Genomic DNA, 24209 nt, shown 5'->3' with positions numbered 1-24209 from the left:
TCTCCCTGCACAGCCAACCTCTGTGCAGGAAACTCTGGAATCCCTTTTGTCATCTGTCTTTCCCTCTTCAGCCGAAGGGGTCAGTTCTCAGATTCGGCAGGGGGTCAGTTTCTCATTTCGTCTGACACAAGCGGATCGATACGCCAGCGGGCACGGTGCATGTGGCAGTCCCCAAGACCGCCGGTCATGACGGGCAGCCTTTCTACCCGCAATCGCTGGAGCGAGGCTGCCGCTCTGTGCGTGCGGTCATGCTGGCGGTAGCGGAGATGTACGTGAAAGGTGTTTCCACCCGTCAGACCGAAGCGGTGCTGCGCGAATTTGGCATCGAAGGCATGTCCTCTTCACAGGTCAGCCGCGCTGCAGCCCTGCTTGACGACGAACTGGAGGCGTGGCGGACCCGTCCACTGGGCGAGATCCGTTACCTCATCCTCGACGCACGATACGAGAAAATGCGCCAGGGCGGCGTGGTGCGCGATGCTGCGGTATTCTCTGCGATCGGGATCGGATCTGACGAGCGTCGCCGGGTGCTCGGTGTCAGTGTTGCCCTGTCGGAGGCTGAGGTCCACTGGCGCGGCTTCCTCGATGACCTTGTCGCCCGCGGCATGCGAGGCGTCGAATTCATCGTGTCGGATGATCATGCAGGCCTGCGCGCCGCTCGCCGGGCGGTACTCGGGTCGGCCACCTGGCAGCGCTGCCAGTTCCACCTCGCCGCCAATGCCATCCATCACGCTCCCAACGTCGCCATCCGCGCTCGCATCGGCTCAGAGCTGCGTAGCGTCTGGAACGCCGGTTCGCTGGCAAAGGCACAGGCCGCGCTTGACGAGCTCGTTGCGGGCTACTGCAAAACCGCGCCCAAACTCGCCAGGTGGCTCGAAAATGCCATCCCCGAAGGCCTGGCTGTCTTCGCTCTGCCTGAGCACCACCGCCGGCGACTGCGCACCTCAAACCCGATCGAGCGCGCCGTCCAGCAGGAACTCAAGCGCCGCACCGTCAAGGTCAGGGTCTTCCCCAACGACGAGGCGCTCCTCCGCCTCGTCTCCGCCGTTCTCGTCGAAATCGACGAAACATGGGCTTGCGACAACAAGGCCTACATCAAATGGGAATGCCGGGATGCGTGATTCCCACCCGATTCAATTTCCAGACGTGAGGTTGCTCAATCTACGTTTGCGCTACCTGCCGAACGATGTGCCTTGATATGCATCTGTCGATCGAGGCTGTAACGCCGCCGATCAGGCCGGTCGAGTCGGTCAGGGCGTAGAAGACATCCTCCCAGACCCTCTGCTGGCTCCAGCGATTGAAGCGGCTGTAGATCGTCGTGTACGGGCCGTACTGGGCCGGGCAATCGCGCCATCGCGCACCCGTCTTGAGCATGTGCATGATGCCCGAGATCACCCGGCGATCATCGACACGATGGGCGCCACGACGACCTGTTGGAAGCAGCGGTTCAATCGCTGCCCAACTCCTGTCATTCAGCCAATAAAGGTGCTTGCTCATCCAACGCGCTTCCTCGGCAACCTTGAATCAGCCAACCGCCTGCCGCGCAACCTTATTGAATACCGACCCTAAACCGGGGGTCACGTCCGACCCTAAATCAGAACGGCGGCGGGAATTCTGGCGCGTCGGATGTTTCGGCCGCCATTCCTGAGAATCCAATGGTGTACCCACCGTCGACCGGTAGCGCAGCGCCAGTCGTGAATGAGGCATCATCGCTCGCCAGGAAAAGAGCGGCAGCAGCGATTTCCTGCGGCAGCCCCCACCGGTTCATCGGAACGCCGGGTAACGCGCGCGTTCCTGGTGGCGGCGCGGCATTGCCTTGAGAAGCTGGGACGAGCCCGGTCCACGTATTACCGGGCAGTACTGCGTTGATCCTGATACCTTGTTCGGCGTAGTCCAACGCAGCGCTTTTCGTCATCTGCAGCACGCCCGCCTTGGCGCCTGAGTAGATAGCGTGGTGCTTCCACCCCACGACAGCAGCGGCTGATGCCGTGTTCACGATAGCGCCGCCGCCCGTCTTCAGCATGGATATGATGCCATATTTCATGCCAAGGAAAACACCTCGTAGATTCGCAGCATGAACTATCTCGAAGTTTTCTTCGGTCTGCTCATGCAGCGGCATCATCCGCCCGCCGAAGCCAGCATTGTTGCAAAGTATATCGAGGCGCCCAAACCGCTCCTCTGCCGTCGTAATCATACGCTGCACATCAGCGCCGATCCCGACGTCGCATTGCACAGCAATTGCAGCATCGGCACCGAGCCATTCCGCTACCTCATCCTGCCGTCCACTGCGATCCGCGCATACCACCTTTGCGCCTTCCCGAACAAACAGCTCTGCCATACAACGGCCCATGCCGGAGCCAGCGCCAGTTATCACGGCAACCTTCTCTTTGAGACGCATGTTATCTAGTCCTTTGATAATGAGCGGCGAGGTGTTCTGGACGCATCGCAGATGAGTTTTTGAAGAAAACAGATAGAATGATGGGCGATGATGGCACCGGTAAGAAAAATATCGCCACACTAATTGCGATACGCCAACTTTCTCCCACGAGTTACACCAGGCCTGTAGCCGTCCGATCTATTGCGGCAGCCCCTCACGCACGGGTTCACTACCGTCCCAAACGCTCGCAAGCCTTTTGATTGCATCTCGAACACCGTCCTTGAACGGATCACAATCACTCAGTTCGATGCAGACCGCCGGCTCGTCGGGGTGCGTGACGAAAATGGACTTGCCCGGCCCTGAGTTGGTTTCGAAGATTGACCGCCATCCCCTGGCATGGGCTTCGGCCTCCGCCGCCCGCACGTCGTCCTTCCATACGGCGACATGCTGAAGATGCAGCCCTGGGGTGTGCGCCAGGGAGTCGGTGTAGAGCGAACGCACCTTCTCGTTGTGCTGCATCACGATCTCGAACTGCAGGTCGCCGCAATTGGCCATCGCGATCGACATATCGAGATCGATGGCCTGCCCTTCGTACAGCATGGCGGCGGACAAATTGCGTAGAACGTACCAGGGGCCGACACCCCAAGCCTCGACGAAGTACTGCATGCTGCGATCTATGTCGCGAGACATGAAGCCGAGTTGTCGAACTTCCCCAAAGACAGACGACATGTGATGCTTCCTTTTTTCTAAAGCTCAGCGCTGAGCCAGGCCCGGGTTGCCGGCCCCGAGCTGCACGTGGAGCGAGTTGAGGAGAAAGGCGGTGGTCAAGTACTGACCCACCATCATCGGCAATTCGATGAGTTGCTGCTCGTCCCAGGAACGGGCGAGTATGGCCCAGGTCGGGTCCGAGATGGCGTAATCCGAAAGCAATTCCTCGACCGCTCGCAAGATCGCGGCATCGTGCACGCTCCAAGCAGTTACCGAGGAGCCCTGCGTGACGCGTTGGATCTCCTCTGCCGACAGACCAACACGCTTGCCAATTTCCACATGCTCGCCCCATTCGAAAGCGGCGCCGGCTAGCCAAGAGATGCGAAGTACCGCGAGTTCGCGCTCGCGCGGAGAGATGCGTCCGTTGAACAGCACGTTCCCCATTTCCATCTGGCGGCGGAAGAGGGGTGGGTGCTTGGCCATCAGCCGCATGAATGCGGGCATCTCGTCGGTAGGCGGAGCCCCGGCGGCTTGGCGCAACGTATTCACCAATTCCCACGACTTCTCGTCTATCTGGTCGTTCGGAATGGCCTCGATACGTGGACCCGATGCAAGCACTTGCGCGTGCCGCTGCTCGGGATCGAAGCCGCCGGGGCCGGTTTCCGGTGCTCTTGCTTGTGCCATGGATCTGTCCTCGTGAAGCGATGGGGGTGGCTAGTCGGCGCGCGCGTGTAGGACACGGCCGGGAACGTCGAGTTCAGCGCGCAGGATCGTGCCGGTACCGGACTCGGTGATGAACAGCGTGCGGCGGTCTGGCCCGCCATAAGCGCAGTTGGTGATCTTCAGCCCGCGTGGTGAGCGTATGCGCAGGAGCGGTTCGCCTAGCTTGTCGAACACCCAGGTGCAGCCCATGCCGACGTGGCAGACGGCAATGTTGTCATCCTCGTCCATCGCCATGCCGTCCGGGCCGTTGCCGCCGCTCATCTGGATAAAGGTGCCGACCTTGGTCACGCCGCCGTCTGCCGTCAGCGGCACGCGCCAAACCGCGTTGGCCCGCGTCACCGCCAGCATCAGCGCATTCTCGGCCTTGTTCAGCACCAGGCCGTTCGGGCTGGGGATCCGGTCGAGCAGCAGTTCGAGTTTGCCCGCCGCTGTCAGGCGATAGACCTTGCCGTAAGGATCGTGCAGCCCCGACATGCCCTGGTCGGTAAAGTAGAGGTCGCCGTTGCTCGCGACGGTCAGGTCGTTGAGACCCCGAAACGGCTCCAGCAATCGCCGGACGAGATAGGGCTCGACGGTGCCGGTCGCCGGATCGAAGACCATCAGGCCGTTCTTGAAATCGGCGATGAGGCCGCGCCCGTCGGCCAGGAACTTGAGGCCGTTGGGTTGGCCGTCGTATTCGGCGCCGACCGAGACGTCGCCCTCGGGCGTGATCTTCAGCAGCCGCCCCCAAGGAATGTCGGTGACCCACAAGTTGCCGCGCGCATCGAAGCAGGGCCCTTCCAGGTAGGTCGGTGTGGGCGCGCCGTTGATCTGCGCATCCGCCCAGGCGGACCGACGGTTGCCATAGCCGATCGCCTCGGGGATGACGGCGAACACTTCGGCAGTGACGCTGGGAGGTGCCGCGTACATCATCTGCTCCTGTTTCGCTACGGCTACCGGTGCGCGGCGAGCCAGTCGAGCAGGATCGAGCTGAACAGCTCGGGGTACTCGACCATGGGAATGTGGCGGGCGTTCTCGAGTTCGACGTAGCGGGCGCCGGGGATAGCGTTCGCGATGGCGCGGTTGCCCGACGGGGGCGTTCCGGTGTCGCCATCGCCGCACAGCACCAGCGTGGGCATGGTGATGGAGTGCAGCTGGTCGCGCACGTCGAACGTATCGATGGCAATGCCGCCGCCGCGGTAACCGGCCGGAGTGGTCCGGCAGACCGTCTGATAGATCTGCTGCACGCGGTCGGGCCGGCGTTCCCGGAACGCCTCGGTGAACCAGCGCGGCATCGTCGCGTCGGCCAGCGGCGCGACCGAACCCGCCGCGGCGATCGCCGCGAAGCGCGGCTTCCACAGCACGTCCATCCCGCCTTCGAGCGCGGCGGGCGCAGTGCCGCACAGCATGAGTGAGCGGAGGCGCTCGGGATGCTCGATCGCGAAAGTCTGACCAATCATGCCACCGATCGACAGGCCGACGAAATGAACCTTGTCGATGCCGAGGAAGTCGAGGATGCCGACGATGTCCTGCGTCAGTGCCGACATCGCGTAGTCGTCGACGCCGGCCTCGCTGCCGCCATGCCCGCGCATGTCGGGGCGCAGCACGCGCCAGCCCGCCGCCAGTAGCGACGGCACTTGCTCGGCCCAGATGCCGCTGTCCGACGACAGGGCGTGCGCCAGGCACACCACGGGCGCGGCCTCGTCGCCCAAGATATCGTAGCGCAAGTCGCGGCCGTCGATGTTCACGAGCATGTCGGGTTCCCGATTACTGACGCATGTAGGCGTCGTCGCCGTCGATCCAGTCGCGCCGGGGCGGGCAGAAGATGTCGAGTTCGAATGTGTCCTCGTCGGCGCTGGCGCTGTGGAGCAGCCCGGAGGGGATCAGCACGATCTCGCCCGGGCCGACCACCACTTCTTGGGTCTGATCCTCGCCGAACAGGAAGCGCAGCGCACCTGTGAGGACGTAGGTGTACTGTTCGTTGTCGTGCCGGTGCGCGGGGACGCTGTCACCCTTCTGGAAGCTGATCTGGCCGACCATCATCTTCTCGGAGTGGACGAATTTGCGGGTGATGCCGCCACGCATCTTGTCGAGGCGCACATCGTCCCAGCGCGACACCACGGCCTTTTCTTCACTCATGAACTCATCTCCCAATTGCTCATTTACTACCGGCACTTGCAGCCCCCTCTCAGGGCACCAGCACGATGCCGCCGGGACTTTGGCGTGCCTCCAGCATGCGGTGCGCCTGCGCGGCCTCTTCGAGCGGCAGGACGACAGGATCGATCGGCTGGATGACCTTGTTCTCGAAGGCGTTCAGAACCTGGCCCGCGAGCTCCGCCAGCATCTCGCGCGACCGCAAGTAGTGGAACACGATCGGGCGGCTGAAGGTGAGCGAATGCGAAGCGAGCAGACCCATTCCGAACGGCGGAACCGGACCTGAGGCTTGCCCGTAGGCGATCAGATGCCCTCGAAAGTCGAGCGCGGCCACGCTGCCCTCGAAGGTGTCGGCGCCCACCGCGTCGTAGACGGCGGAGACGCCGGTCCCGCCGGTGATCTTGTGGACGCGGGCGGAGACATCTTCCTGCCGGTAAAGGATCACGTGGTCGGCGCCGTGGTCGCGGGCAATCCGTGCCTTTTCCTCACTGCCGACTGTGCCGATCACCGTCGCGCCAAGATGGCTCGCCCAGCTGCACAACAGCTGCCCGACACCGCCGGCCGCTGCGTGGACGAGGATCGTATCGCCGCTGCGCACCACATGCACGCGGTGGAGCAGGACGGCGACAGTGAACGCCTTCATCAGCGAGGCCGCGGCCTGAGCATCGCTCAATGCCGTCGGGATTTTCACTGCCAGCGCGGCGTCGAGATTGCGCGCCTGCGCATAGCAACCGTACTGGCCGGTGATGTAGCCGATACGGTCGCCCACCGCGGCGTTGGTCACCGCGTCGCCGACTTGCTCGACCACACCGATCGCCTCGATTCCGGGAACGCCGGGCAATGGCAGCGACTGGTAAAGCCCCGAGCGGACGTAGACGTCGTGATAGTTAACGCCGATGGCGGTCTGCCGCAGCCGCACTTCGCCCGGCGCGGGTGCGGGCAAGTCGACATTGACCACCTGCAGCACCTCGGGCCCGCCCGGCTCGCGCATCTGGACGACGCGGGTCATGCTGCTCTCGTCGCCGGCGCGGTCGTGCCGATCATGAGTGGCTTTCCCAGGTGCCTTCGACCTGCTCAATGCCCAGGTTATCGATGATCGTGCGCAAGCCCAGGATGTCCATCGGCAGCTCGCCCCCCTCGATCCGCGCGCGGATGCGCACTTCGTTCGCGGCGCGCGCCTCGGCGCCCTCGACAGCATGGGCGAGCAGCTTGAGCGGGATTACCACGACGCCGTCGGCGTCGGCGGCAATGATGTCGCCTGGCTCCACCAGCACACCGTCAATGACGATCGGCACGTTGACCGCTGCTGGTCCACGCTTGTCGGGCTGTTCTACCGAGATGTGCGTGGACCACACCGGGAAGTCCAATGCCCGCACCGCATCGGTGTCGCGAACCGCGCCGTGGACCACCGCGCCCGCGACGCCCTTCTTGACTGCGAACGTGCAGGCGACATCGCCCCACAACGAACCCTGGTGCCCGCCACCATTGGTGAAGACCAGCACGTCGCCAGCCTTGGCGGTGTGCAGCGCGGCGTGGATTGCAAGGTTGTCTCCGGGGTAGTTCCATGCGGTAATCGCGGGACCATGGAGCCGCTGACCGGGCGCGATCGGGCGCATCGCCGGGCTCATCAGGCACATGCGGCCAGTGATGGTGCCCAGTGCGCCGTGCAGGTCCGCGACTCCGAACTCACGCGCTCGGTCGAGGAGAGCTGGGTCGGGACGCGGGATATCGCTGTAGATGATGGACTTGAGGGGCTTCACGGCAGGATCTCCGGATTGAGCAGGTTGGCCGGGCGCTCGCCCGCGACGATGGTGTCGATCGTGTCGGCGCAGGCAAGCGCCATACCCTTCATCCCGCTCTCGGTGACGCCCGCGACATGGGGCGAGAGGATGACGTTGGGCTGGCCGAACAGCGGGTGGTCGGCTGGCGGCGGCTCGGCCACGAGCACGTCGATGCCCGCGCCTGCGATCGTCCCGGCGGCGAGCACCTCCGCCAGCGCCGGCTCGCTGATGATACCGCCGCGCGAGCAGTTCACGATGATTGCGGATGGCCGCATGCGCGACAGCTCGGTCTTTCCGATCAAGTCGCGCGTGCCCGGCAACAGCGGCACGTGGATCGAGACCACGTCGGCCCATTCGAGCAGGGCGTCCAGCTGCATCGGTTGTGCGCCAGCGGCCTCGATCTCGGCCTCGGGCACCATTGGGTCATAGGCGGCGAGCTGTGCTCCGAAGCCGGCACCGCAGATCTTCGCGGTGTAGCGGGCGATGCGACCGAAGCCGATCAGACCGACGTTCGCTCCGGTCAGATCGCCCAGGCGCGTGGTCCAGCGCTCGCCCCAGCGGTCCTCGCGCACCACTGCGTCCATCTCGCGCACTTGCCGCAACAGCGCCAGCATCAACGCCACCGCGCCTTCCGCCACGGCAGTCGAATTGTTGCCGCCGGGCGTGTTGCACACTAGCATCCCGCGGCTCGTCGCGTAGGGTATCGGGATGTTGTCGACCCCGGCCCCGTGCTTCACGATCGCGCGCAGATGCGGCATGCGCGCGAGCAGTCCTTCTGGCAGTTCGGTTGTGCGTACGACGATGTGGGTGACATCTTCGAGGCGCGGATCGGCGAAGCCCTGCTCGGGCGTGATCACCTGATAGGCGGCGCCGAGCCGCTCCGCCCCCACCGAATGGATCGGGTCGACGATGAAGACGAGCGGTGCTTGCGTGGTCATGCGAGCTCCAGGTTCTCGCGCAGGGTCGTCCCCTCGTATTCGGTGCGGTAGATTCCGCGGTTACGCAGGATCGGCACGACCTGATCGACGAAGTCCTCGACTGATGAAGGCATGACGTGCGGGGTCACGTTGAAGCCGTGGCAACCTGTTTCGCGCCAGATGGTCTCGATCTGATCTGCGATCTGGTCGGGCGTGCCGATCAATTGTGGCATGCCCACCGCCAGACCCCAGCGGATTGCGACGTCACGCAAGGTGAGCCGCTCGCCCTCGGCCGTGCTGAATGCCTTCATCAGCCCCTGCGAGCCCTGGGTCTGAAGTTCGGCCAGAGGCTGGTCGAGCTCCATCCCGGAAAAGTCGATACCCATCGAGCCCGAGAGGCGCGCGATCGAGGCTTCGGGCGGAATGCGCTCGATCAGAGCGTCGAGGCTAGCACGCGCCTCCTCCTCCGTGCCGCCGATGATCGGCTGGATGCCGAAGGTCACGCCTGGCACGCGCTCGACGTTGTTTTCGGCCGCAACCTTATGGAAGCCGGCCATGAACCGCTTCATCGTCGCCAAGTTGGGTTGGATCGCGAAGACCACCTCGGCGTGCTTCATCGCGAACTGCTGGCCGCGCCCCGACGAGCCGGCCTGGAACAGCACCGGCTGGCGCTGCGCCGAGGGCCAGACGGGCGACACCGTGTTGCAGCGGAAGTACTCGCCCTGATGGTCGAGGATGTCGATCTTGGACGGGTCCGCGAACACGCCACTTTGCTTGTCGGCGACGATCGCGTCATCCGCGACGCTGTTCCACAGCCGATAGCAGACCTCCATGTACTCCTCGGCGCGGTCGTAACGTTGGTCATGCTCGAGTTGTGTCAGTCCGAAGGCGCGATGCTCGCCGCGCAAGTGGCCAGTCACAATGTTCCAGCCCACGCGTCCGCCGGTCAGATAGTCGAGCGTCGAGAGCGAGCGCACCAGGCCATAGGGATGGTGCGGACCGGTCGAGACGGTGGCGGTCAGGCCCAGATGCTCCGTCGCCGCACCGATGATGCCCAGCAGCGGCACCGGATCGTGCGTTGGCCAGCACACGCCATAACGCAAGGACTCGTCTAGCCGCTCCTTGTAGCGATCGAACACACCCGGCGTGTCGGCGAAGAAGATCGAGTCGAACCCACCTCGCTCCAGCGTCCTGCCAAGGTCCTGCCACAGCTTCATGCTGCCGAGCGCTTCGAGCTTGTTGTCGCGCGGATCGGCCCAACTGAGGACGGTATGATTGATTGGCGAATTGATCAGGAAGCTGACCAGATGAATGTGCTTGCCCACTTCAGCCCCCACTGCCCACAACTATGTATACAAATTAGCGTCAGCCTGCCGCACGCTCATAACTCTGCTAACCAATTGGTTAGCTATGTCAAGGTTACACCGCTTGCTGTCGAACGGAATTCGAGCCTTTGCGAAGTGCGGAAGAATTGATCGCATCCGCCGGCAACGCGTGAGACCGCCCCCTGATCGTATACGAACAGTGGACAGACAGCAGGCATTGCAACGCCGATGTCCTCGTCGAACCGCTCGATTCACCTTAGACGTCATCAATCCGAGCGGCGCTTCCTCCTTGATGGAGCGGGAGGCATTCCCGAGCCACCCCTCGAGCCCGTCACATTGCTTTTTGCTTACATGTACATCCCGCCATTCACCGCCAGCACCTGGCCGGTGATGTAGGCGGCCTCCTCCGAGGCCAGGAATGCACATGCGGAAGCGATCTCGTCCGGCGTTCCAGCACGCGAGATGGGGATCATCGGCAGGACCGCGTCGAGGGGGAACTGCCCGGCCTCGATGGCGCGGTGCATTTGTGGCGTCTCGCACACAGAGGGGGCGATCGTGTTCACCGTCGTGCCATGTGCGGCAAGCTCTCGCGCCAGTCCCTTGGTCAGACTGATGACGCCGCCCTTCGCCGCAGAGTAATGCGACATGTACATGCCGCCGGATTGGCCGGCGTGCGATGAGATCGAGACAACACGCCCCCATTTGGCCACAACCATGTCGTTCACTGCTGCTTGGATCGTGTGGAAGACACCCGTAAGATTGATATCCATGACCTGCTGCCATTGCGCCAATGTCATTTCTTGGAAGGGAACTATCGGTGCAATTCCAGCGTTGGGCACCACGATTGTAATCGGCCCAAATTCTTCTCGCACCCGCTCATAAGCAGCGTCGATGGCACTGCGATCAGACACATCTACTTGTGCGGTCATCACCTTACCTCCGGCGGAGCGCAGCGCGTCTGCTTCCCGTTCAAGTAGGTCCTTCTGTACGTCAAGCATCGCGGTGGGATGTCCGTCACGCGCGAAGCGCTGCGCTATACCGAGACCGATGCCCCCGGCGGCCCCGGTGACTACAACGACGCGATCCTTACTCATATCACTGTCCCCACTTGGTACTTGCTGGTCCCCCCACGGCGGACCCGGCAGCTTGCCGAATTAAACTGTTCGCTGTCGAAGTAGGCTGAAGTCACGCCTTCACGAGATCAAGGATTCCCCCCGCCTGGGCGATCAAGCGAGTACGCCACCGTCGACGAGGAGCGTGCTCCCAGTCATGAACATTGACATGTCGGAGGCGCAGAACAGGATGGCGCGCGCGATATCATCGGCCGAGCCGTGCCGACCGAGGCGTCCACCGCCAATGCCTGGGATGCCCGTCGCTTGGGCCATATCCTTGCCCACGTCCGCCAGAAACATGGTTTTCTCCGTCAGCATTACTCCTGGTGCGATGCCCAGAACTCTGATGTCGCTAGGAGCAAGCTCGATCGCCATCTGCCGCGTTAGCCCGACCACACCGTGTTTAGAGGCGACGTAGGCTGCCTGGCCGGCAGCGATGCCGTTGACGCCAGCGAGCGAGGCGACATTGACGATGACCCCGCCCTGCCCTGCCGCGATCATGCGGCGCGCCGCTTCGCGCGCGCCGACGAAGGTACCGCGCAGGTTGATCGCTTGCACTTTGTCGAACTCTGCATTGCTGAGTTCGAACAGCGGCACGTGCGAGGGGATGCCGGCATTGTTGATCCAGATGTCGAGCGAGCCGAGTTCGCGTACAGCCATGTCTGCGGCTGCAATGATAGCGTCGGGGTCGCCGGCATCCATCTTGACGGACAGGACCGCGCCGCCGAATTCCTGACTCAGTTCGCTGGCAGTTGCCGCCGCCTTCGTCTCGTCAAGGTCGGCAATCAGCACCGACGCGCCCGCTTCTGCAAGCCGGCGCGCGGTGGCACGCCCGAGTCCCCAAGCCGCCCCGGTCACGACAGCGCTGCGGCCGTGCAGCGAGATCAATTCCTGGAGGGGTTTCGATGAAACATCTCTGATAGTCATGAGGCATCCTTTTCGACGATCGCCCCGCACGAGGACCAGCGCGAGCCGGCGATCAGCGAGCTGTTGTTTCGCGTCTGATCCGCGGTGTGTCGCGCGTGCTATCTAATCAGGCGTCGGCGAAGCTGCGCGATGGGGTGAGCTTGACCTTCAAGTCGGCAAGTCCGCGCACGATGAAGCTCGGCTCGAAACTGTAGATCCGGTTCCCGGGCGTCCCATGGCGCTCTTCGTCCAGTTCCATGTGCGATGTCTTGGCAAACAGCTTTTCAAAGAGGATGCGGACTTCGGCCCGGGCAAGCGGCGCGCCGGCGCAGGTGTGCGCGCCACGGCCGAAAGACAGATGCTCCTTGATGCGCGGGCGGTTGAGGATGAAGGTATGGGGATCATCCCAGCGGCGCGGATCGCGGCTGATCGCAGCGAGTGCGATGGCGATCTTGGTGCCGGCCGGGATGGAGATGCCGCCGACCACGGTGTCCCTGCGGGTCAGGCGCGCAGTGATCTTCGACGAGCCTTCAAGGCGCAGCACTTCCTCAAGGAACAACGGGATGAGCGCCCCGTCGGCGCGCAGCTTGTCCTGAAGGCCAGGCTCATCTGCGATGTAGCGCATGGCGTTGCCGATCAGCTTCGCGCTGGTGTCCTGCCCCGCGCCGAACATGAAGGTCGATAGATTGACGAGCTCCTCCAGCTTCGGCCTCGATCCATCGGGATAGGTCGAGTGCGCCAGTTCGCTCATGATATCTTCGCGCGGATTGTCGATCCGCTCTTGGATATATCTGGCGAAGTAGCCGCCCATGATGATCATCGGGTGAGCTTCGGTGCGGTAGTCGTTGTCATCGCTGTTGAGGCTACCCGGAGGCGGTGCCGCCTGGATGAGGTCCATGAAAAACTGGCGATCCTCGCGGGGTACGCCGAGCAGGTCGGCAACCACGGCGGTGACGAACGGAGTCGCGATTTCCTGGATCAGCTCGCCACCACCTTTGGCGACGATTGCGTCGATCATCTCCTCGGAGAGTTCGTCCATGTACTCTTCGTTTGCCTTCAGGCGCGATGGCACGAACAGGCGGTTGACCAGCGCACGCAGATTGATGTGCGCGCTGTCGTCAAGGTTGACCAGCAAGTCGTGGCCGATGATGTCGGACCTGTGCGCTTCTAGCTGATCGCTGATGTCTGGCCCCTCCGGCACGAACGTCAGCGGATGAGCGGCACCTTGCAGAGCGATCGACGAGGAGAAGTCGGTCGAATTCTTGAAGATCTCCAACGCCTCGGCAAAGCCGGTGATGATCAGATAGTCCTTGCCTGCGGGCTGGTAGATCGGCCCATGCTCGCGAACCGCCTCGAAGTATTCGTACGGGTCGACGAGAATCTCAGGATCAGTGAAGAAATCGCGGTCTTCAAGTCGCAGCATGCCCGCTTCTCCCGTTGCGTGAATGGCCGAACTGGTAGTCAGCCAGCCGTCTACCTCAATCGATATGAGACGAAATGTCCCACAAATGGCACCACGTCAATGCTCAAACGACGATCGATGCCCTCACCGTGGCAAGCGAACCGATTTCTCGGGGCCGATTGACTGTCTAACAGCAAAGTCGCTAACCATGTGGTTAGCATGGGCGCGAGTGAGAGGCGGCAATTCGACTCTCAAGCGAGCTGCTCGGGAGAACATGCCGTGGGCCAGATACAAGCAACCATCGACACAGCGACCGATACAATTGCCGTTTTTGATCCCTCTACGGAGCTCAGGATTGGAGAGATTGCCGATGGTGGAGAGGCTGCTGTCGACACCGCGGTCGCGCAGGCACGCGAGACGTTCCGCTCCGGCGCCTGGTTGAAGAAGACACCATCGGAGCGTAGCCGCATCCTCTATCGTGCTGCCGACCTGCTCGAGCAGCGAGCGGACGAGCTGGGCGACATCGACTCCCGCAACGTCGGCATGGCGCGCGGCCATGCGCGCAACCTGGTCTTGGCGTCTGCGGAGCAGCTCCGGTACAATGCGGGCTGGTGCACCAAGATCTACGGCAAATCGTCCGACATGAAGATGGCAGGCGGCATCACCGGCGAGACGTCCGATCTGCTGGGCTACACACTGAAGGAGCCGGTCGGCGTCGCAGGCTGCATTGTGCCGTGGAATGGCCCTGTGCTGGTAGCGATCACCAAGCTCGCACCAGCGCTGGCCGCCGGATGCAGCATCGTACTCAAGCCCGCCGAAGAGACGCCGCTATCGGCTCCGGTTCTGGGTGAGATCCTGATCGAAGCCGGGGTGCCCGAAGGCGTCGTGAACATCGTCAATGGCCATGGCCACACCGTGGGGGCGGCGCTGGCGGCGCACCCCGATGTCGACAAGATCGCCTTCACCGGATCCACCGAGGTCGGCAAGCTGATCGTTCAGGCCGCCGCCGGCAATCTGAAGAAGGTGATGCTGGAACTCGGCGGCAAGTCACCGGTACTCATCTACGACGACGCCGACATGTCACGCGCGATCCCAGGCGCGGCGCTTGGCGCCTTTATCAACTCGGGCCAAGGCTGCGTCTGCGGGTCTCGCGTCTACGCCCAGCGCAAATCCTACGACCGCGTGGTCGAGGGGTTGTCAAAGGCTGCTCAGGCACTGCGGCTCGGTGGACCGGACGACCAGAACGTCGATATTGGACCGCTCATCAGTGGGCGTCAGATGGAGCGCGTGCTCGGGTTCATCGAGGAAGGACGGCGGGACGGCGTGGAGATCGTCACCGGCGGCCACCGCCTCGACCGCAAAGGCTACTTCGTGGCGCCGACATTGCTGACGGGGGTGCGCGAGGACATGCGCCTGATGAAAGAGGAGATCTTCGGGCCGGTCGTCGCGGTCATTCCCTTCGATGACGAAGAGGAAGTGCTCTCGTGGGCCAACGACACCGTCTATGGACTGGCCGCCGCGGTGTGGACCCAGGATATCACGCGGGCGCACCGCGTGGCCAAACGGCTGGAAGCCGGTACCGTCTGGCTCAATGCCCAATTCGCGTGGGATCCGGCCATGCCCCTCGGTGGCTACAAGCAGTCGGGCTGGGGCCAGGAATATGGGCTGGAAGGAGTGGAGGCCTACATGAAGACGAAGTCGGTCTACACCGGCCTTTGACGATACTGGCCGTTGAAAATGGGGGCGGCGGCACGCGCCGCCCCCGCATCAGAATTGGCTGCGCGGCAGGCTCACGGTGAGACCGTCGAGTTCGTCGCTCAGCGTCACCTGACAGGAGAGGCGCTCGCCATCGCGGCGGTCTGCGTGCATCTCGAGCATCTCCAGTTCCAGCTCGTTCGGCCCACCGACTTTGCCGAACCATTCAGCAGCGACGAACACGCGGCAGGTTCCGCACGAGCAATTGCCCCCGCAATCGGCGACAATGCCTGGAACGCCGTTGTTCTGCGCCGCCTCCATCAAGGTAAGACCCGCTTCTCCGTCAATCGTCCGCTCGTCACCATTGGCCTGGACGAACCTTACACTCACCATCGAATTGATTCCGTTATCTTGAGACTGAGAAGGCCTAGTGCCGCGCCGGTCAGGCGTCGGCGGGGGCTTCGGCGGGCGTGAACGTGATCGGCAGCCCCTTCAGCCCCCAAGCCCCCGGGTAGGGCCGCCAACCGTACTCGCCGGCGAGCTTGGGATTGCGCAGGCGCTGCGCAATCTGGTGCAGAGCTTCCTGCAACTGCGCGCGCGCGATATGCTGGCCGAGGCACATGTGCCGCCCCAGGCTGAAGGGGATCGGCCGCGCCGCGGGATCGATCTCGCGATCGGGATTGAAGGTGTCGGGATCGTCGAACGCGAGTTCGTCACGACCCGACACGTTCAGCGTAAACCACAACATGGTGTCCTTGGGGAGTAGCACGTCGCGATATACGATATCCTCGTCGGTGAAGCGCGGCACCGAACCCGGATTGAACAGCCGCAGCCCTTCGTCGAGCACCTTGCGGCAGTAGTCGTGATCCACGGCGCAACGCTCATAGAGGTCGGGCCGATCGAGCAACAGGCGGATGGTGTACGTAAGGACGTTCTTCGACGTGTCGTACCCTGCAACGAAGAAGAAGATCACCAGATCCTCGAGCTGACGCTCGGGCACGTTCCCTTCCTCGCTGGTGTCGATCAGGAGGTCGAGCAAGTCGGCCTTATCGCCCCGGCGAGGGTCGGCCCGCCGCTCGGCGATGATCCGCTGAACCAGCTTCTCGAGACGATCATACGCCGCGTGGATCTCGGGAACGCGGTTCGGGTCCATGCTGAAGGCAAGTCCAAGCGTTTCAAGGCTCTTGCGAATACCTTCGATCTCTTCGACTGGAGCGCCGACCAGAGTGAACATGACGGTGATCGGGAAGCTCGACGCGAACTCCTCGAAATCGAACGCACCCTTGGGCGCCCACTCGTCGAGCATGCGCTTGATCGTCTCCTGCATCATCGGCCGGAGCTGGTTGGCGAAGCGAGGCGTGAACTTTTTGGCGAAGGTCGTGCGCAGCATCGCGTGCTGCTCGGGCGGCAGCGAGATCAGTTGTTCTTCGGTAAAGCGTCCCCAAGGCGTGCCATGAGCGCCAAGCATCTGCACGATGCCATCGTACGCCGGACGCAGCTTGTCGTCCTTGCTGAGCAGGTCCTTGATGGCTTGATAGTCGTGAATCCAGTAGCCCAGGTTCGATCCCGCGATCCACGGGTTGCTCTCCTTGGCCTTGCGGAAAAAAGAGACTGGATCGGCAGCGAATGCGGCATCCTCTACGGGCAAATGCGGTAGGTCAAGTTCGGCAAGATTTCGCATGGGTTCCGTCTCTCCGCGCAAGCGCATGGGCGCCTGTCTGCAGCTAAACCTACCCGCTAACCACCTGGTTAGCAAGTCGCAGCGCTGCAGGCGACCTGCTGCGCGCGCAGACGCTCCATCACCGCAAGCGGCTGATGTTAGAGCGAGTTCGCGTCAGCGGTCGGACTCGAGCCGGTCAACGCACCAGTCGACCAAAGCCCGGATCTCGGAGTGTACACCCTGGATGCCCAATGCGCTTTCCACGCTTAGCAGGCTGCCGACGTAGTTCAGCACCATCACGATCGCAGCGGGGGTAACCTTCGCCTCGGCGGTTGCTTCCTGCAGCGCGGGCGCGACATGGTGGAAATCGATCGTCCGCAATTCCTCGCCGAACATAACCGTTTCTGCGCGGATCAGCTCATTGTGGTTCGACAGGGCAATGAATTCCATGTTGAGGACCGCATCAGCCAACTTCGAACTGGCAGCCCAGTACGCATGCAACGGCCTGTCCGACTGGAGCGCCTCCTTTGCCGCCTCGCGATATCGGCCGATATGGCGGCGATACGTTGCGAGCAGTAGTTCATCCATGCTGCCGAAGTAGTAGAATACGAGCTGGTAGTTCAGCTTTGCATGCCCTGCCACGCGGCGAGCGGTCAGCGCCGCGTAGCCATCCTGACGCATGACCGCCTCTACGGCGTCCATCAAAGCCGCGCCCGAAGCCGAGTCCTGAGCGCCCCGCCGTCTGGCAGCAGATGTTTGTTCTTCAGCCTTCATGAGCCAGTCCTAAGCCGGAGAGCCGCGAGGATACAAGGGCGTCGAGATTGACATGCATGTCCTGGCCGCTAACCATGTGGTTAGCAGATTCGCATGAACGCGCCTGATCATCCAGGCCACTCACCCGAATTGCCGAAAAAAATGCGGCGCTGGATGGGCGTCGACGATCCAGGGGGAAGGCACGTTGACCAGCATTGCTGACGTATCCAGTCGTTCGATTTCGGAACTGGTATCGCTCTCCGGCCGCACAGCAGTCGTGACCGGCGCGGGCCGAGGATTGGGCAAGGCGATCGCCGCGCGTCTGAGCGAAGCCGGCGCGAACGTCGCGATCGGCGACATCGAGGGCAATGGCGATCTGGCGAGAAGCGCCGCCGGCGACCTTGCGCAACGATACGGCGGACGCACGATCGGTGCCTTCATGAACGTGGCCGAGACAAGCTCAGTCAAGGCCGTGGCCGATCTGGCGGTCGAGACCTTTGGCGGCATCGACATCTGGGTAAACAACGCCGGCATCTTCCCCAGCGTCCGGATCCCAGATTTGACCGACGAGCTCTGGGACCAGGTGCTCGATGTGAATGGCCGCGGCGTGTTTGTAGGCTCACGTGAGGCCGCAACGCGAATGATCGCGGCAGAGCGGGGCGGCGTGATCGTCAACATCGTGTCGACCGCAGGTTTCAAGGGCGTCGCCCCCGGCCTCGCAGCCTACGTCAGCTCCATCGGCCGCGCTGCCTACGATTTCGAGGCGCGCGAAGTCAGGGGCGAGCTGATCGGATCCGGACCGGTGAGCGACACGCTCGGCCTGCGCGTTGCCACCGCCTACTCGGACGGAGACGGCTACTTCCGGAACCGGGCAATCCCGATCGAGTCCACCGGCGCGGTCGCGCCTGACGCGCGCGCAACCAATCCCCTCAGCTTTTTTATCCGAGGTACCGCGCTGTGGAAGCCGGTGGACGGTTTCTCGGCGCGCCTGAAGGTGAACCACGCCTATGACAAGAGCACCAACGCAGAGCTTGCGCAGCTCACCAACTGTGCGGACGGTGCCGGTCACCTTTCCCGCCGTCGGCCGTCCTAACAACGATAACTATCAGCGATCGTTCTACAAAACGGACGTGAGCATTGCGCTCAAGGGTCCAGAGGATCGCTGGGAATTCGCCTTGATCGGCAAGAACATCACCGACAAGCTTACTGCATCAAACTGTACGGCCTCGAACTTCGCGGGCGGCCTTGTACTGGGGGGCGACAACAGCGGGGGCCGTTCGCCCAGCGCGGCCGGCTTCTCCGAAGCGGAATGCAACGCGGACTCAGGCCGCTCATTGTGGGTGCGATTGACTCTGCGGCCGTTCAAATAGGTCGCGCATCTTCAGAGTTTTCCAGGCGGCGCCCCGCGTCGCCTGGTCTTCGGCAAGCATAGGAAAAAGCCCGTAGCTTGTCAGGCTCATGCACCTATAACGAAAATATGAATGTACAAAGGCCAGACCTGCCGGAGCCGCCGGCATGTAAGGAACGGACCCAGTCAGAAGCGCGCCGCGAGGAAGTGGGGTCCATGCGCTTACGGGACGCGCGGGGTTGGAAAACCATGCGCGCGCTCCACGAAGCAGTGATCGACCTCATCCAGGATCGGCCCTTAGAGCGGCTGACCATTGATAACATCGTCGAGCGCGCTCGGGTGAGCCGCGCAACCTTCTACCGCCATTATTCCACTAAGGAACAACTGGTCGAAGAAATCGGCACCGACGAAATCGATCGCCTCCTCGACATCGTCCTGCCCTGCTTCTCGCGTAGCGACCCGCACGCCAGCAGCTTGGCGGTAGCCAAATACGTGCACGAGAACCGGCGTCTCTGGAGCGTTCTACTCACCGGGGGGGCTGAAGGAGTTATGCGACGCCGGTTTGCTCACCTCGCGCAAACGCGTGGCGCGCTGATGGATAAAGGGAACGTGGCGCACCTGCCTCTCGATCTCTGTGCCGCTTGGGGCATGGCTGGCACGGTCGAAATCCTTGCTTGGTGGCTGCGACAGGAATGTCCCGTGTCAGTCGATGAGGTCGCGAGCTATCTGGAGCGGCTGACCGTACGTCCCGCCCTTCCTGAATACTGACTTCAGAACCTAAGCTCTCCCATGGCCCAGCGGCCCTCGTGATGCACGACGAAGTGCGTTTTTCCCTTGAGGGTGTTCCAGATCCGACTTAGGATCTCAAGTCGTCAACGGAGGCAACCTGCGACACCGTCGCCTGGCTGGAGCGGAAGCGAACTGACCTGCTCATTCGCTACGGGCTTGACATCGTACGCATTTCTCCGGTGCCTGGGCAGATCGCCATCGGCCTGCGCCGTCCCGCGCGCGCGATCCTCCACCTCGCCGACGCATGGCTAAAGCGTGTCGCTGACCCTGCAGATGGCCAGCGCACCTCGCCGCTTCTGGGAGAAAAGGAAGACGACGGCAGCCTGTGCTTCCTGCTGCTGGCCAGCGGCTACCTCGCACAAGAGGAGGACGAGGCGCTGATCCCACGCTAAACAACGCCAAGCGGGTCAGAGGGCCAGAGCGTTGCCGACGATGTTGAGCGGCTTGCGCTTCACTCGCTCAGCGGCGCGATCCCAGAGGAAATCGCCCGAGAATGCAATGTGCTCCCACCCGACCGGCGAACTGTGGGCGAGCAATTCTGGTGGGACTGTCTTGCTCGAGGCTGCGAGGTGCCGGACGGCATCGGCGATGTAGGTCGAGTTCCAGTAGACGATCGCGGCGATCACCAGGTTCAGTCCTGACGCGCGGTACTGCAGCGCCTCGTGGGTGCGGTCGATCATCCGACCCTGGCGAAACGTGCAGATTGCTTGCGTCAGCACGTGGCGTTGCTCGCTCTTGTTCAGCCCGGTCTGGCACCGTCGGCGCAGTTCGGGACTCTCCAGCCAGTCGAGCATGAAGAACGTCCGTTCGATCCTACCGACCTCCTGTAAAGCAAGGTCGACCTGGTTCTGGCGTTCATAGGCAGCGAGCTTCCGTAGCATGGTCGAAGGCGCGACATGCCCGGCCTTGAGGGAGGCGACGAGGCGGAGGACCTCGTCCCAATGTTCGCGGATGACCTCGGCTTTGATCCGTTTGCCGAACAGCGAAGCGATGCCGGAGTAATTGGCAGGGGCCGCGACCGAGGCAAGACGGCGATCAGGGAAGTCGCGCAGCCGCGGGCAGAACCGGAACCCCAGCATGGCGCACAGAGCGAACACGTGATCGGTCGCGCCGCCCGTATCGGTATAGTGCTCGACGATGTCGAGCGATGTCCCGTGATCCAGCAGGCCGTCCAATACATAGGGGGCTTCGTGCATTGAGTAGCCCCTAGTTTTCTAGACGCCTTCCGCTTGCAAAATCTGCTGCCGCTCGAACTTGACTGGTGACAGCATGCCGTTCCTGACATGCTTGCGCACCGGGTTGTAGAACATCTCGATGTAATCGAACACGTCCTGCCGGGCTTCCTCGCGCGTTTTGTATGTCCGACGACGGATGCGCTCGCGCTTGAGTGACGAGAAGAAGCTCTCAGCGACGGCGTTGTCATGGCAGTTACCGCGTCGGCTCATCGAGTGCTCAAGATTGTGAGCCCTTATGAACGCGGCCCAGTCCATGCTGGTGAACTGCGAGCCTTGATCCGAGTGGATAAGCACCCGCTGCTTCGGTTTTCGCCGCCATACGGGGGCATCGCAGAATCTGGTCGTAAACGTACGCTAAGCGCCTGACCGGCTGTTTTGCGTGCGTAGTGGGCGATATCCATCCTCGGGCAATTTCATGTCGCTCCAGAGATAATCGCCGGTAAGACTGATGTGCTCCCAGCCCAGTGGTGCCGCATGGCTCAAGAGCTCACCCTCGATGACGCGGCCTTGCTGGCGCAGATAATCGGCCGCCCGCCCGAGATAGACGGTATTCCAAAGGATTATCGCGGCCGACACGAGGTTAAGCCCCGACGCCCGGTGCCGCTGGTTCTCGAATGTGCGATCCCGCAACTCGCCAAGCCGGTTGAAAAATACAGCGCGGGCCAAGGCGTTGCGTGCCTCGCCCTTGTTGAGATTAGCGTTGGTGCGGCGACGTAGGTCAATGTCATCGAGCCAATCCAGCATGAACAACGATCTTTCAACCCGACCAATCTCCCGCAGCGCCCGCGACAGCGAGTTCTGACGCGAATAGCCCGCCAGCTTCTTGAGCATGACGGAGGCGCTGACTGTGCCAGTGCGGATCGATGCAGCGAGGTGCAGCACCTCTGCCCAGTCATCCTCGATGGCTTTCACGTTGACGGCACCCCCGATCAATTGATCGAGGGCGGCAAATTCGGTGCCCTGGGCAAGCGTGTAGAGCCGCCTCTCGCTGAGGTCGCGAATGCGCGGAGCAAACCGGAAACCAAGCAAATGGCACAGGGCGAACACATGATCGACCGCGCCGGCAGTGTCGGTGGCATGCTCCTGGATCTCCAGTTGGCTCTCATGATTGAGCAGCCCGTCGATCACATGGGCGGCCTCGCCGGCGTTGGCGGCGATGACTTTGTTGTAGAACGGGGCGTAGCGATCCGACACGTGCGTGTAGAAAAGCACGCCGGACTCCGAGCCGTATTTGGCATTATAATCCGCCCGGCCCTCGCCTTTGGCGCCTGCTCGATAAAACTGCCCATCGGACGATGATCCCGTTCCCGGCCCCCAAATTGCCGAATGGGGTAACGCGTGATGAAGATCGACGATGGCTGCCAGGGCTGCGGAATAGGTTTCGTCGCGGATGTGCCATTGTGCGGTCCATATCAGGCGTGCGTGGGTCAAACCTTGCGAGCTTTCCGCCATGCGGCCCAGTCCCAGATTGGTGGCATCGGCCAAAATGGCGGCCATCAGCGCTTGCCCATCGTGGGACGGCGCCCCGTTTCGTACGTGCGTGAAACAATCGGCAAACCCTGTCCATACCCCCACTTCGGCCAGCAAATCGGTGATGCGTATGCGGGGAAGCAGGCCGTATAGCTGTGCCTTGAGGTTCTCGGCCTCATCAGGGACCGCGTTACGGAGCGGAGAAATCTTGAGACCGCCGTCGTCAAGGATCACATCAGGCAATTCGCCCTTCAGTGCCTTCGAGTTGACCTCTGCCATCCGGGCAGCGAGCCTCTCGCGCCGATCGTCGAGCCAGGCAGGGAACGAGGTGTCGATGGCGACGGGAACTCTTTGCTCGAGCAGCATGGTTTCGAAAGTGGGCTTTGGCAACAGATAGTCGGCCAGAGTTCGATAGGCCCTGCTGCCTTCAACCCAGATCGCGCCCGACCCCAGTCGTTCCCGCAAATGCACAATGACCGCGATCTCGTATGCACGGCGATCCACCTTCCCGTCCTGGAGGACAAGCTTGCGCCAGCGCACTCGCAGAAAACCAAGCGGCACCACGGGCGGGAGAGTGCGCCGGTTCGATCGATACAATTCGATGAGGACCGCCACTGCCGCCAGAACCGGATCGTTCGACTTTGCCGCCTTGAACGTGAATGCCCCCAAAAACTGCGGTGCAAATCTTCGTACCATGGGATACCGTTCCAGCACATCCGCCAATCCGTGCTCGCTCCCGCGGGTAAGAAGCTCGGTTTCCTCAACGCTTCGCTCGATATTCGGCCAGCCAATTTCCCGTTCGATCGCGTCCCTGGGATCCTCCTGCTTCCAGCGCCCTTCGATCAGCAACCGCCCGAGCGCCGCGTAAATTTTGCCGATTTCCTTCAGGCGACCCGCTTCTTCGACCAGTCGTGCAGAACGGGACCGTTCCGCGCGGCGGAATAGCGATCCAACCATCTTTTCCATCATGAATACGGCGGCGTCGGTCAACGTCACTTCCATTTCGATGACGAACGCGCAGAGCGTGGCAGTACGTCGTACCTCGTCCAGCCTGGAGAGGTGCTGCGCGCTCATGATCGCCGCCTCGCGAGACATGACGGCGTAGCGATTGGCGTGAATGGTGCGCGCGCGGGCCGGGTCGATGACCAACCCTCGCACAACGCTCAGTCTTTCGATTACAGCGGCGAGATTGCTGGCGCTGGGTGCTTCTGGATATTCACGCAGCCATGCCAGCGTGGTCCGACCGAGGGCAGGGTCTGTTGCCAGCAGTCGTACTAGATTGTGGCTTTGTTGGGCGGACAGCTCGCTGACGATTCCGGCATACGCAGATTTTCGCGCACGCGCGCGCGCAACCAAAGCGATACGTTCGAACGTGTCACTGGCGGGCAATGTCACATTGTTGTCCCGAAGGGCCTGGACCATCGCTGCGACAATTGCCCCACCCCGATCGGTTGAAGTCGCCACTTCAACTGCGATGTCGAAAAGGGCACGCCGATCTGCAGTCATGAAAGGGCGCATGCCCAGCCAGGCTTCGGCTTGGGCGCGGTGTTCCCGCAGCGTCGGCAGCCGATCGGCGTAGAGGGCAAAATCGCTGACGGCGCATGCAAGCTGTTCGGCGAGCAACGCCAACATCGGCATCGGCGGAATTTCATCGGCACGCAGGGGGCGGCCTGGCGCGCGCAGGTAGCAAAGCTGGACGGCAAAACCGATCCGGTTGGCAGGGCGACGTCTGCGGAAAATTTCTGCGAGTTCGTTGCTGCCGAGTGTGTAGAGCCGCTCGACGATGTCGGGTTCCGTCGGCGGATCGAACAGGGCGTCTCGCTGACCGGGGGTGAGGATCGTTTTGCCCGCCATATGCGCTTCCCGATTTTAAGGTGT

22 protein-coding genes and 3 pseudogenes are annotated in these 24209 nt (G+C 62.5%); 5 read left to right on the top strand and 20 right to left on the bottom strand.

The window, feature by feature from the left end:
* Positions 1 to 161 precede the first annotated feature (161 nt).
* Positions 162 to 1118 (top strand): IS256 family transposase, encoded by a 957-nt coding sequence (locus tag GVL61_RS18555; protein WP_235037786.1) that lies wholly within the window; start codon positions 162 to 164, stop codon positions 1116 to 1118.
* Positions 1119 to 1180: 62 nt separating this feature from the next.
* Here the strand turns inward: GVL61_RS18555 and GVL61_RS18550 are convergent.
* From GVL61_RS18550 to GVL61_RS18485, 14 genes and pseudogenes are all read right to left on the bottom strand, one after another.
* Positions 1181 to 1494 (bottom strand): annotated as a pseudogene (locus GVL61_RS18550) (transposase); the annotation flags it as partial.
* Positions 1495 to 1591: 97 nt separating this feature from the next.
* A complete protein-coding gene (locus GVL61_RS18545; protein WP_159982136.1) occupies positions 1592 to 2395 on the bottom strand; it encodes an SDR family NAD(P)-dependent oxidoreductase in 804 nt (267 codons plus the stop codon).
* Positions 2396 to 2572: 177 nt separating this feature from the next.
* The gene (locus GVL61_RS18540; RefSeq protein ID WP_159982135.1) at positions 2573 to 3103 is read right to left on the bottom strand and encodes a VOC family protein; all 531 of its coding nucleotides are present in this window, start codon (positions 3101 to 3103) and stop codon (positions 2573 to 2575) included.
* Positions 3104 to 3127: 24 nt separating this feature from the next.
* Positions 3128 to 3766 (bottom strand): carboxymuconolactone decarboxylase family protein, encoded by a 639-nt coding sequence (locus tag GVL61_RS18535; protein ID WP_159982134.1) that lies wholly within the window; start codon positions 3764 to 3766, stop codon positions 3128 to 3130.
* A gap of 30 nt (positions 3767 to 3796) precedes the next feature.
* Complete coding sequence (locus tag GVL61_RS18530; RefSeq protein ID WP_159982133.1) at positions 3797 to 4714, bottom strand: SMP-30/gluconolactonase/LRE family protein; 918 nt, start codon at positions 4712 to 4714, stop codon at positions 3797 to 3799.
* A 23-nt stretch (positions 4715 to 4737) separates the two neighbouring features.
* Positions 4738 to 5538 (bottom strand): alpha/beta fold hydrolase, encoded by an 801-nt coding sequence (locus GVL61_RS18525; RefSeq protein ID WP_159982132.1) that lies wholly within the window; start codon positions 5536 to 5538, stop codon positions 4738 to 4740.
* Positions 5539 to 5551: 13 nt separating this feature from the next.
* Entirely contained in the window at positions 5552 to 5923 is a 372-nt protein-coding gene (locus GVL61_RS18520; protein WP_200844936.1) for a cupin domain-containing protein, read from the bottom strand.
* A 49-nt stretch (positions 5924 to 5972) separates the two neighbouring features.
* Positions 5973 to 6947: a quinone oxidoreductase gene (locus tag GVL61_RS18515; RefSeq protein ID WP_159982131.1), complete on the bottom strand. Its 975-nt coding sequence runs from the start codon at positions 6945 to 6947 to the stop codon at positions 5973 to 5975.
* 31 nt (positions 6948 to 6978) lie between these two features.
* Positions 6979 to 7698 (bottom strand): 4-carboxy-4-hydroxy-2-oxoadipate aldolase/oxaloacetate decarboxylase, encoded by a 720-nt coding sequence (locus GVL61_RS18510; protein ID WP_159982130.1) that lies wholly within the window; start codon positions 7696 to 7698, stop codon positions 6979 to 6981.
* Positions 7695 to 8657 (bottom strand): hydroxyacid dehydrogenase, encoded by a 963-nt coding sequence (locus GVL61_RS18505; protein WP_159982129.1) that lies wholly within the window; start codon positions 8655 to 8657, stop codon positions 7695 to 7697. The genes GVL61_RS18510 and GVL61_RS18505 overlap by 4 nt, the downstream gene beginning before the upstream one ends.
* The gene (locus GVL61_RS18500) at positions 8654 to 9961 is read right to left on the bottom strand and encodes an NtaA/DmoA family FMN-dependent monooxygenase (RefSeq protein WP_159982128.1); all 1308 of its coding nucleotides are present in this window, start codon (positions 9959 to 9961) and stop codon (positions 8654 to 8656) included. Before GVL61_RS18500 ends, GVL61_RS18505 begins: the two co-directional genes overlap by 4 nt.
* Positions 9962 to 10308: 347 nt before the next feature.
* Entirely contained in the window at positions 10309 to 11055 is a 747-nt protein-coding gene (locus GVL61_RS18495; protein WP_159982127.1) for an SDR family NAD(P)-dependent oxidoreductase, read from the bottom strand.
* Positions 11056 to 11187: 132 nt separating this feature from the next.
* Positions 11188 to 12000, bottom strand: a complete 813-nt coding sequence (locus GVL61_RS18490; protein WP_159982126.1) for an SDR family NAD(P)-dependent oxidoreductase — start codon at positions 11998 to 12000, stop codon at positions 11188 to 11190.
* A 106-nt stretch (positions 12001 to 12106) separates the two neighbouring features.
* Positions 12107 to 13402, bottom strand: coding sequence for a cytochrome P450 (locus GVL61_RS18485; RefSeq protein ID WP_159982125.1), 1296 nt, complete (start codon positions 13400 to 13402; stop codon positions 12107 to 12109).
* Between the two features lie 258 nt (positions 13403 to 13660).
* Between GVL61_RS18485 and GVL61_RS18480 the strand changes: the two genes are divergently transcribed.
* On the top strand, positions 13661 to 15100 hold the full coding sequence (locus GVL61_RS18480; protein WP_200844935.1) for an aldehyde dehydrogenase: 1440 nt from the start codon (positions 13661 to 13663) through the stop codon (positions 15098 to 15100).
* A 48-nt stretch (positions 15101 to 15148) separates the two neighbouring features.
* On the opposite strand, the gene GVL61_RS18475 is transcribed toward GVL61_RS18480, so the two are convergent.
* The 3 genes from GVL61_RS18475 to GVL61_RS18465 all read right to left on the bottom strand — a co-directional run bounded on the left by GVL61_RS18475 (position 15149) and on the right by GVL61_RS18465 (position 17510).
* The gene (locus tag GVL61_RS18475; protein WP_159982123.1) at positions 15149 to 15469 is read right to left on the bottom strand and encodes a 2Fe-2S iron-sulfur cluster-binding protein; all 321 of its coding nucleotides are present in this window, start codon (positions 15467 to 15469) and stop codon (positions 15149 to 15151) included.
* A gap of 49 nt (positions 15470 to 15518) precedes the next feature.
* On the bottom strand, positions 15519 to 16757 hold the full coding sequence (locus GVL61_RS18470; protein WP_159982122.1) for a cytochrome P450: 1239 nt from the start codon (positions 16755 to 16757) through the stop codon (positions 15519 to 15521).
* A 153-nt stretch (positions 16758 to 16910) separates the two neighbouring features.
* Positions 16911 to 17510, bottom strand: coding sequence for a TetR/AcrR family transcriptional regulator (locus tag GVL61_RS18465; RefSeq protein ID WP_159982121.1), 600 nt, complete (start codon positions 17508 to 17510; stop codon positions 16911 to 16913).
* A 184-nt stretch (positions 17511 to 17694) separates the two neighbouring features.
* Between GVL61_RS18465 and GVL61_RS18460 the strand changes: the two genes are divergently transcribed.
* From GVL61_RS18460 to GVL61_RS18450, 3 genes are all read left to right on the top strand, one after another.
* Positions 17695 to 18582 (top strand): SDR family NAD(P)-dependent oxidoreductase, encoded by an 888-nt coding sequence (locus tag GVL61_RS18460; protein WP_159982120.1) that lies wholly within the window; start codon positions 17695 to 17697, stop codon positions 18580 to 18582.
* A gap of 504 nt (positions 18583 to 19086) precedes the next feature.
* A complete protein-coding gene (locus GVL61_RS18455; RefSeq protein ID WP_159982119.1) occupies positions 19087 to 19605 on the top strand; it encodes a TetR/AcrR family transcriptional regulator in 519 nt (172 codons plus the stop codon).
* A 200-nt stretch (positions 19606 to 19805) separates the two neighbouring features.
* A complete protein-coding gene (locus GVL61_RS18450) occupies positions 19806 to 20018 on the top strand; it encodes a hypothetical protein (protein WP_159982118.1) in 213 nt (70 codons plus the stop codon).
* Positions 20019 to 20033: 15 nt separating this feature from the next.
* Here the strand turns inward: GVL61_RS18450 and GVL61_RS18445 are convergent.
* From GVL61_RS18445 to GVL61_RS18435, 3 genes and pseudogenes are all read right to left on the bottom strand, one after another.
* Positions 20034 to 20819 (bottom strand): annotated as a pseudogene (locus GVL61_RS18445) (Tn3 family transposase); the annotation flags it as partial.
* A 21-nt stretch (positions 20820 to 20840) separates the two neighbouring features.
* Positions 20841 to 21182: pseudogene (locus tag GVL61_RS18440) on the bottom strand (IS3 family transposase); the annotation flags it as partial.
* Positions 21183 to 21215: 33 nt separating this feature from the next.
* Complete coding sequence (locus GVL61_RS18435; RefSeq protein WP_159982117.1) at positions 21216 to 24185, bottom strand: Tn3 family transposase; 2970 nt, start codon at positions 24183 to 24185, stop codon at positions 21216 to 21218.
* Positions 24186 to 24209: the final 24 nt, after the last annotated feature.

The organism is Novosphingobium sp. 18050 (genome assembly GCF_902706195.1).
Taxonomy (GTDB): Bacteria; Pseudomonadota; Alphaproteobacteria; order Sphingomonadales; family Sphingomonadaceae; genus Novosphingobium.
Note: the sequence above shows the minus strand (reverse complement) of the source record. Positions and strands in the feature narration are given on the sequence as shown.

Coding starts and splice junctions, on each gene's coding strand:
- GVL61_RS18545 (WP_159982136.1), bottom strand. CDS start 2,395: ATGCGTCTCAAAGAGAAGGTTGCCGTGATAACTGGCGCTGGCTCCGGC.
- GVL61_RS18540 (WP_159982135.1), bottom strand. CDS start 3,103: ATGTCGTCTGTCTTTGGGGAAGTTCGACAACTCGGCTTCATGTCTCGC.
- GVL61_RS18535 (WP_159982134.1), bottom strand. CDS start 3,766: ATGGCACAAGCAAGAGCACCGGAAACCGGCCCCGGCGGCTTCGATCCC.
- GVL61_RS18530 (WP_159982133.1), bottom strand. CDS start 4,714: ATGTACGCGGCACCTCCCAGCGTCACTGCCGAAGTGTTCGCCGTCATC.
- GVL61_RS18525 (WP_159982132.1), bottom strand. CDS start 5,538: ATGCTCGTGAACATCGACGGCCGCGACTTGCGCTACGATATCTTGGGC.
- GVL61_RS18520 (WP_200844936.1), bottom strand. CDS start 5,923: ATGAGTGAAGAAAAGGCCGTGGTGTCGCGCTGGGACGATGTGCGCCTC.
- GVL61_RS18515 (WP_159982131.1), bottom strand. CDS start 6,947: ATGACCCGCGTCGTCCAGATGCGCGAGCCGGGCGGGCCCGAGGTGCTG.
- GVL61_RS18505 (WP_159982129.1), bottom strand. CDS start 8,657: ATGACCACGCAAGCACCGCTCGTCTTCATCGTCGACCCGATCCATTCG.
- GVL61_RS18495 (WP_159982127.1), bottom strand. CDS start 11,055: ATGAGTAAGGATCGCGTCGTTGTAGTCACCGGGGCCGCCGGGGGCATC.
- GVL61_RS18490 (WP_159982126.1), bottom strand. CDS start 12,000: ATGACTATCAGAGATGTTTCATCGAAACCCCTCCAGGAATTGATCTCG.
- GVL61_RS18485 (WP_159982125.1), bottom strand. CDS start 13,402: ATGCTGCGACTTGAAGACCGCGATTTCTTCACTGATCCTGAGATTCTC.
- GVL61_RS18475 (WP_159982123.1), bottom strand. CDS start 15,469: ATGGTGAGTGTAAGGTTCGTCCAGGCCAATGGTGACGAGCGGACGATT.
- GVL61_RS18470 (WP_159982122.1), bottom strand. CDS start 16,757: ATGCGAAATCTTGCCGAACTTGACCTACCGCATTTGCCCGTAGAGGAT.
- GVL61_RS18465 (WP_159982121.1), bottom strand. CDS start 17,510: ATGAAGGCTGAAGAACAAACATCTGCTGCCAGACGGCGGGGCGCTCAG.
- GVL61_RS18455 (WP_159982119.1), top strand. CDS start 19,087: ATGCGCGCGCTCCACGAAGCAGTGATCGACCTCATCCAGGATCGGCCC.
- GVL61_RS18435 (WP_159982117.1), bottom strand. CDS start 24,185: ATGGCGGGCAAAACGATCCTCACCCCCGGTCAGCGAGACGCCCTGTTC.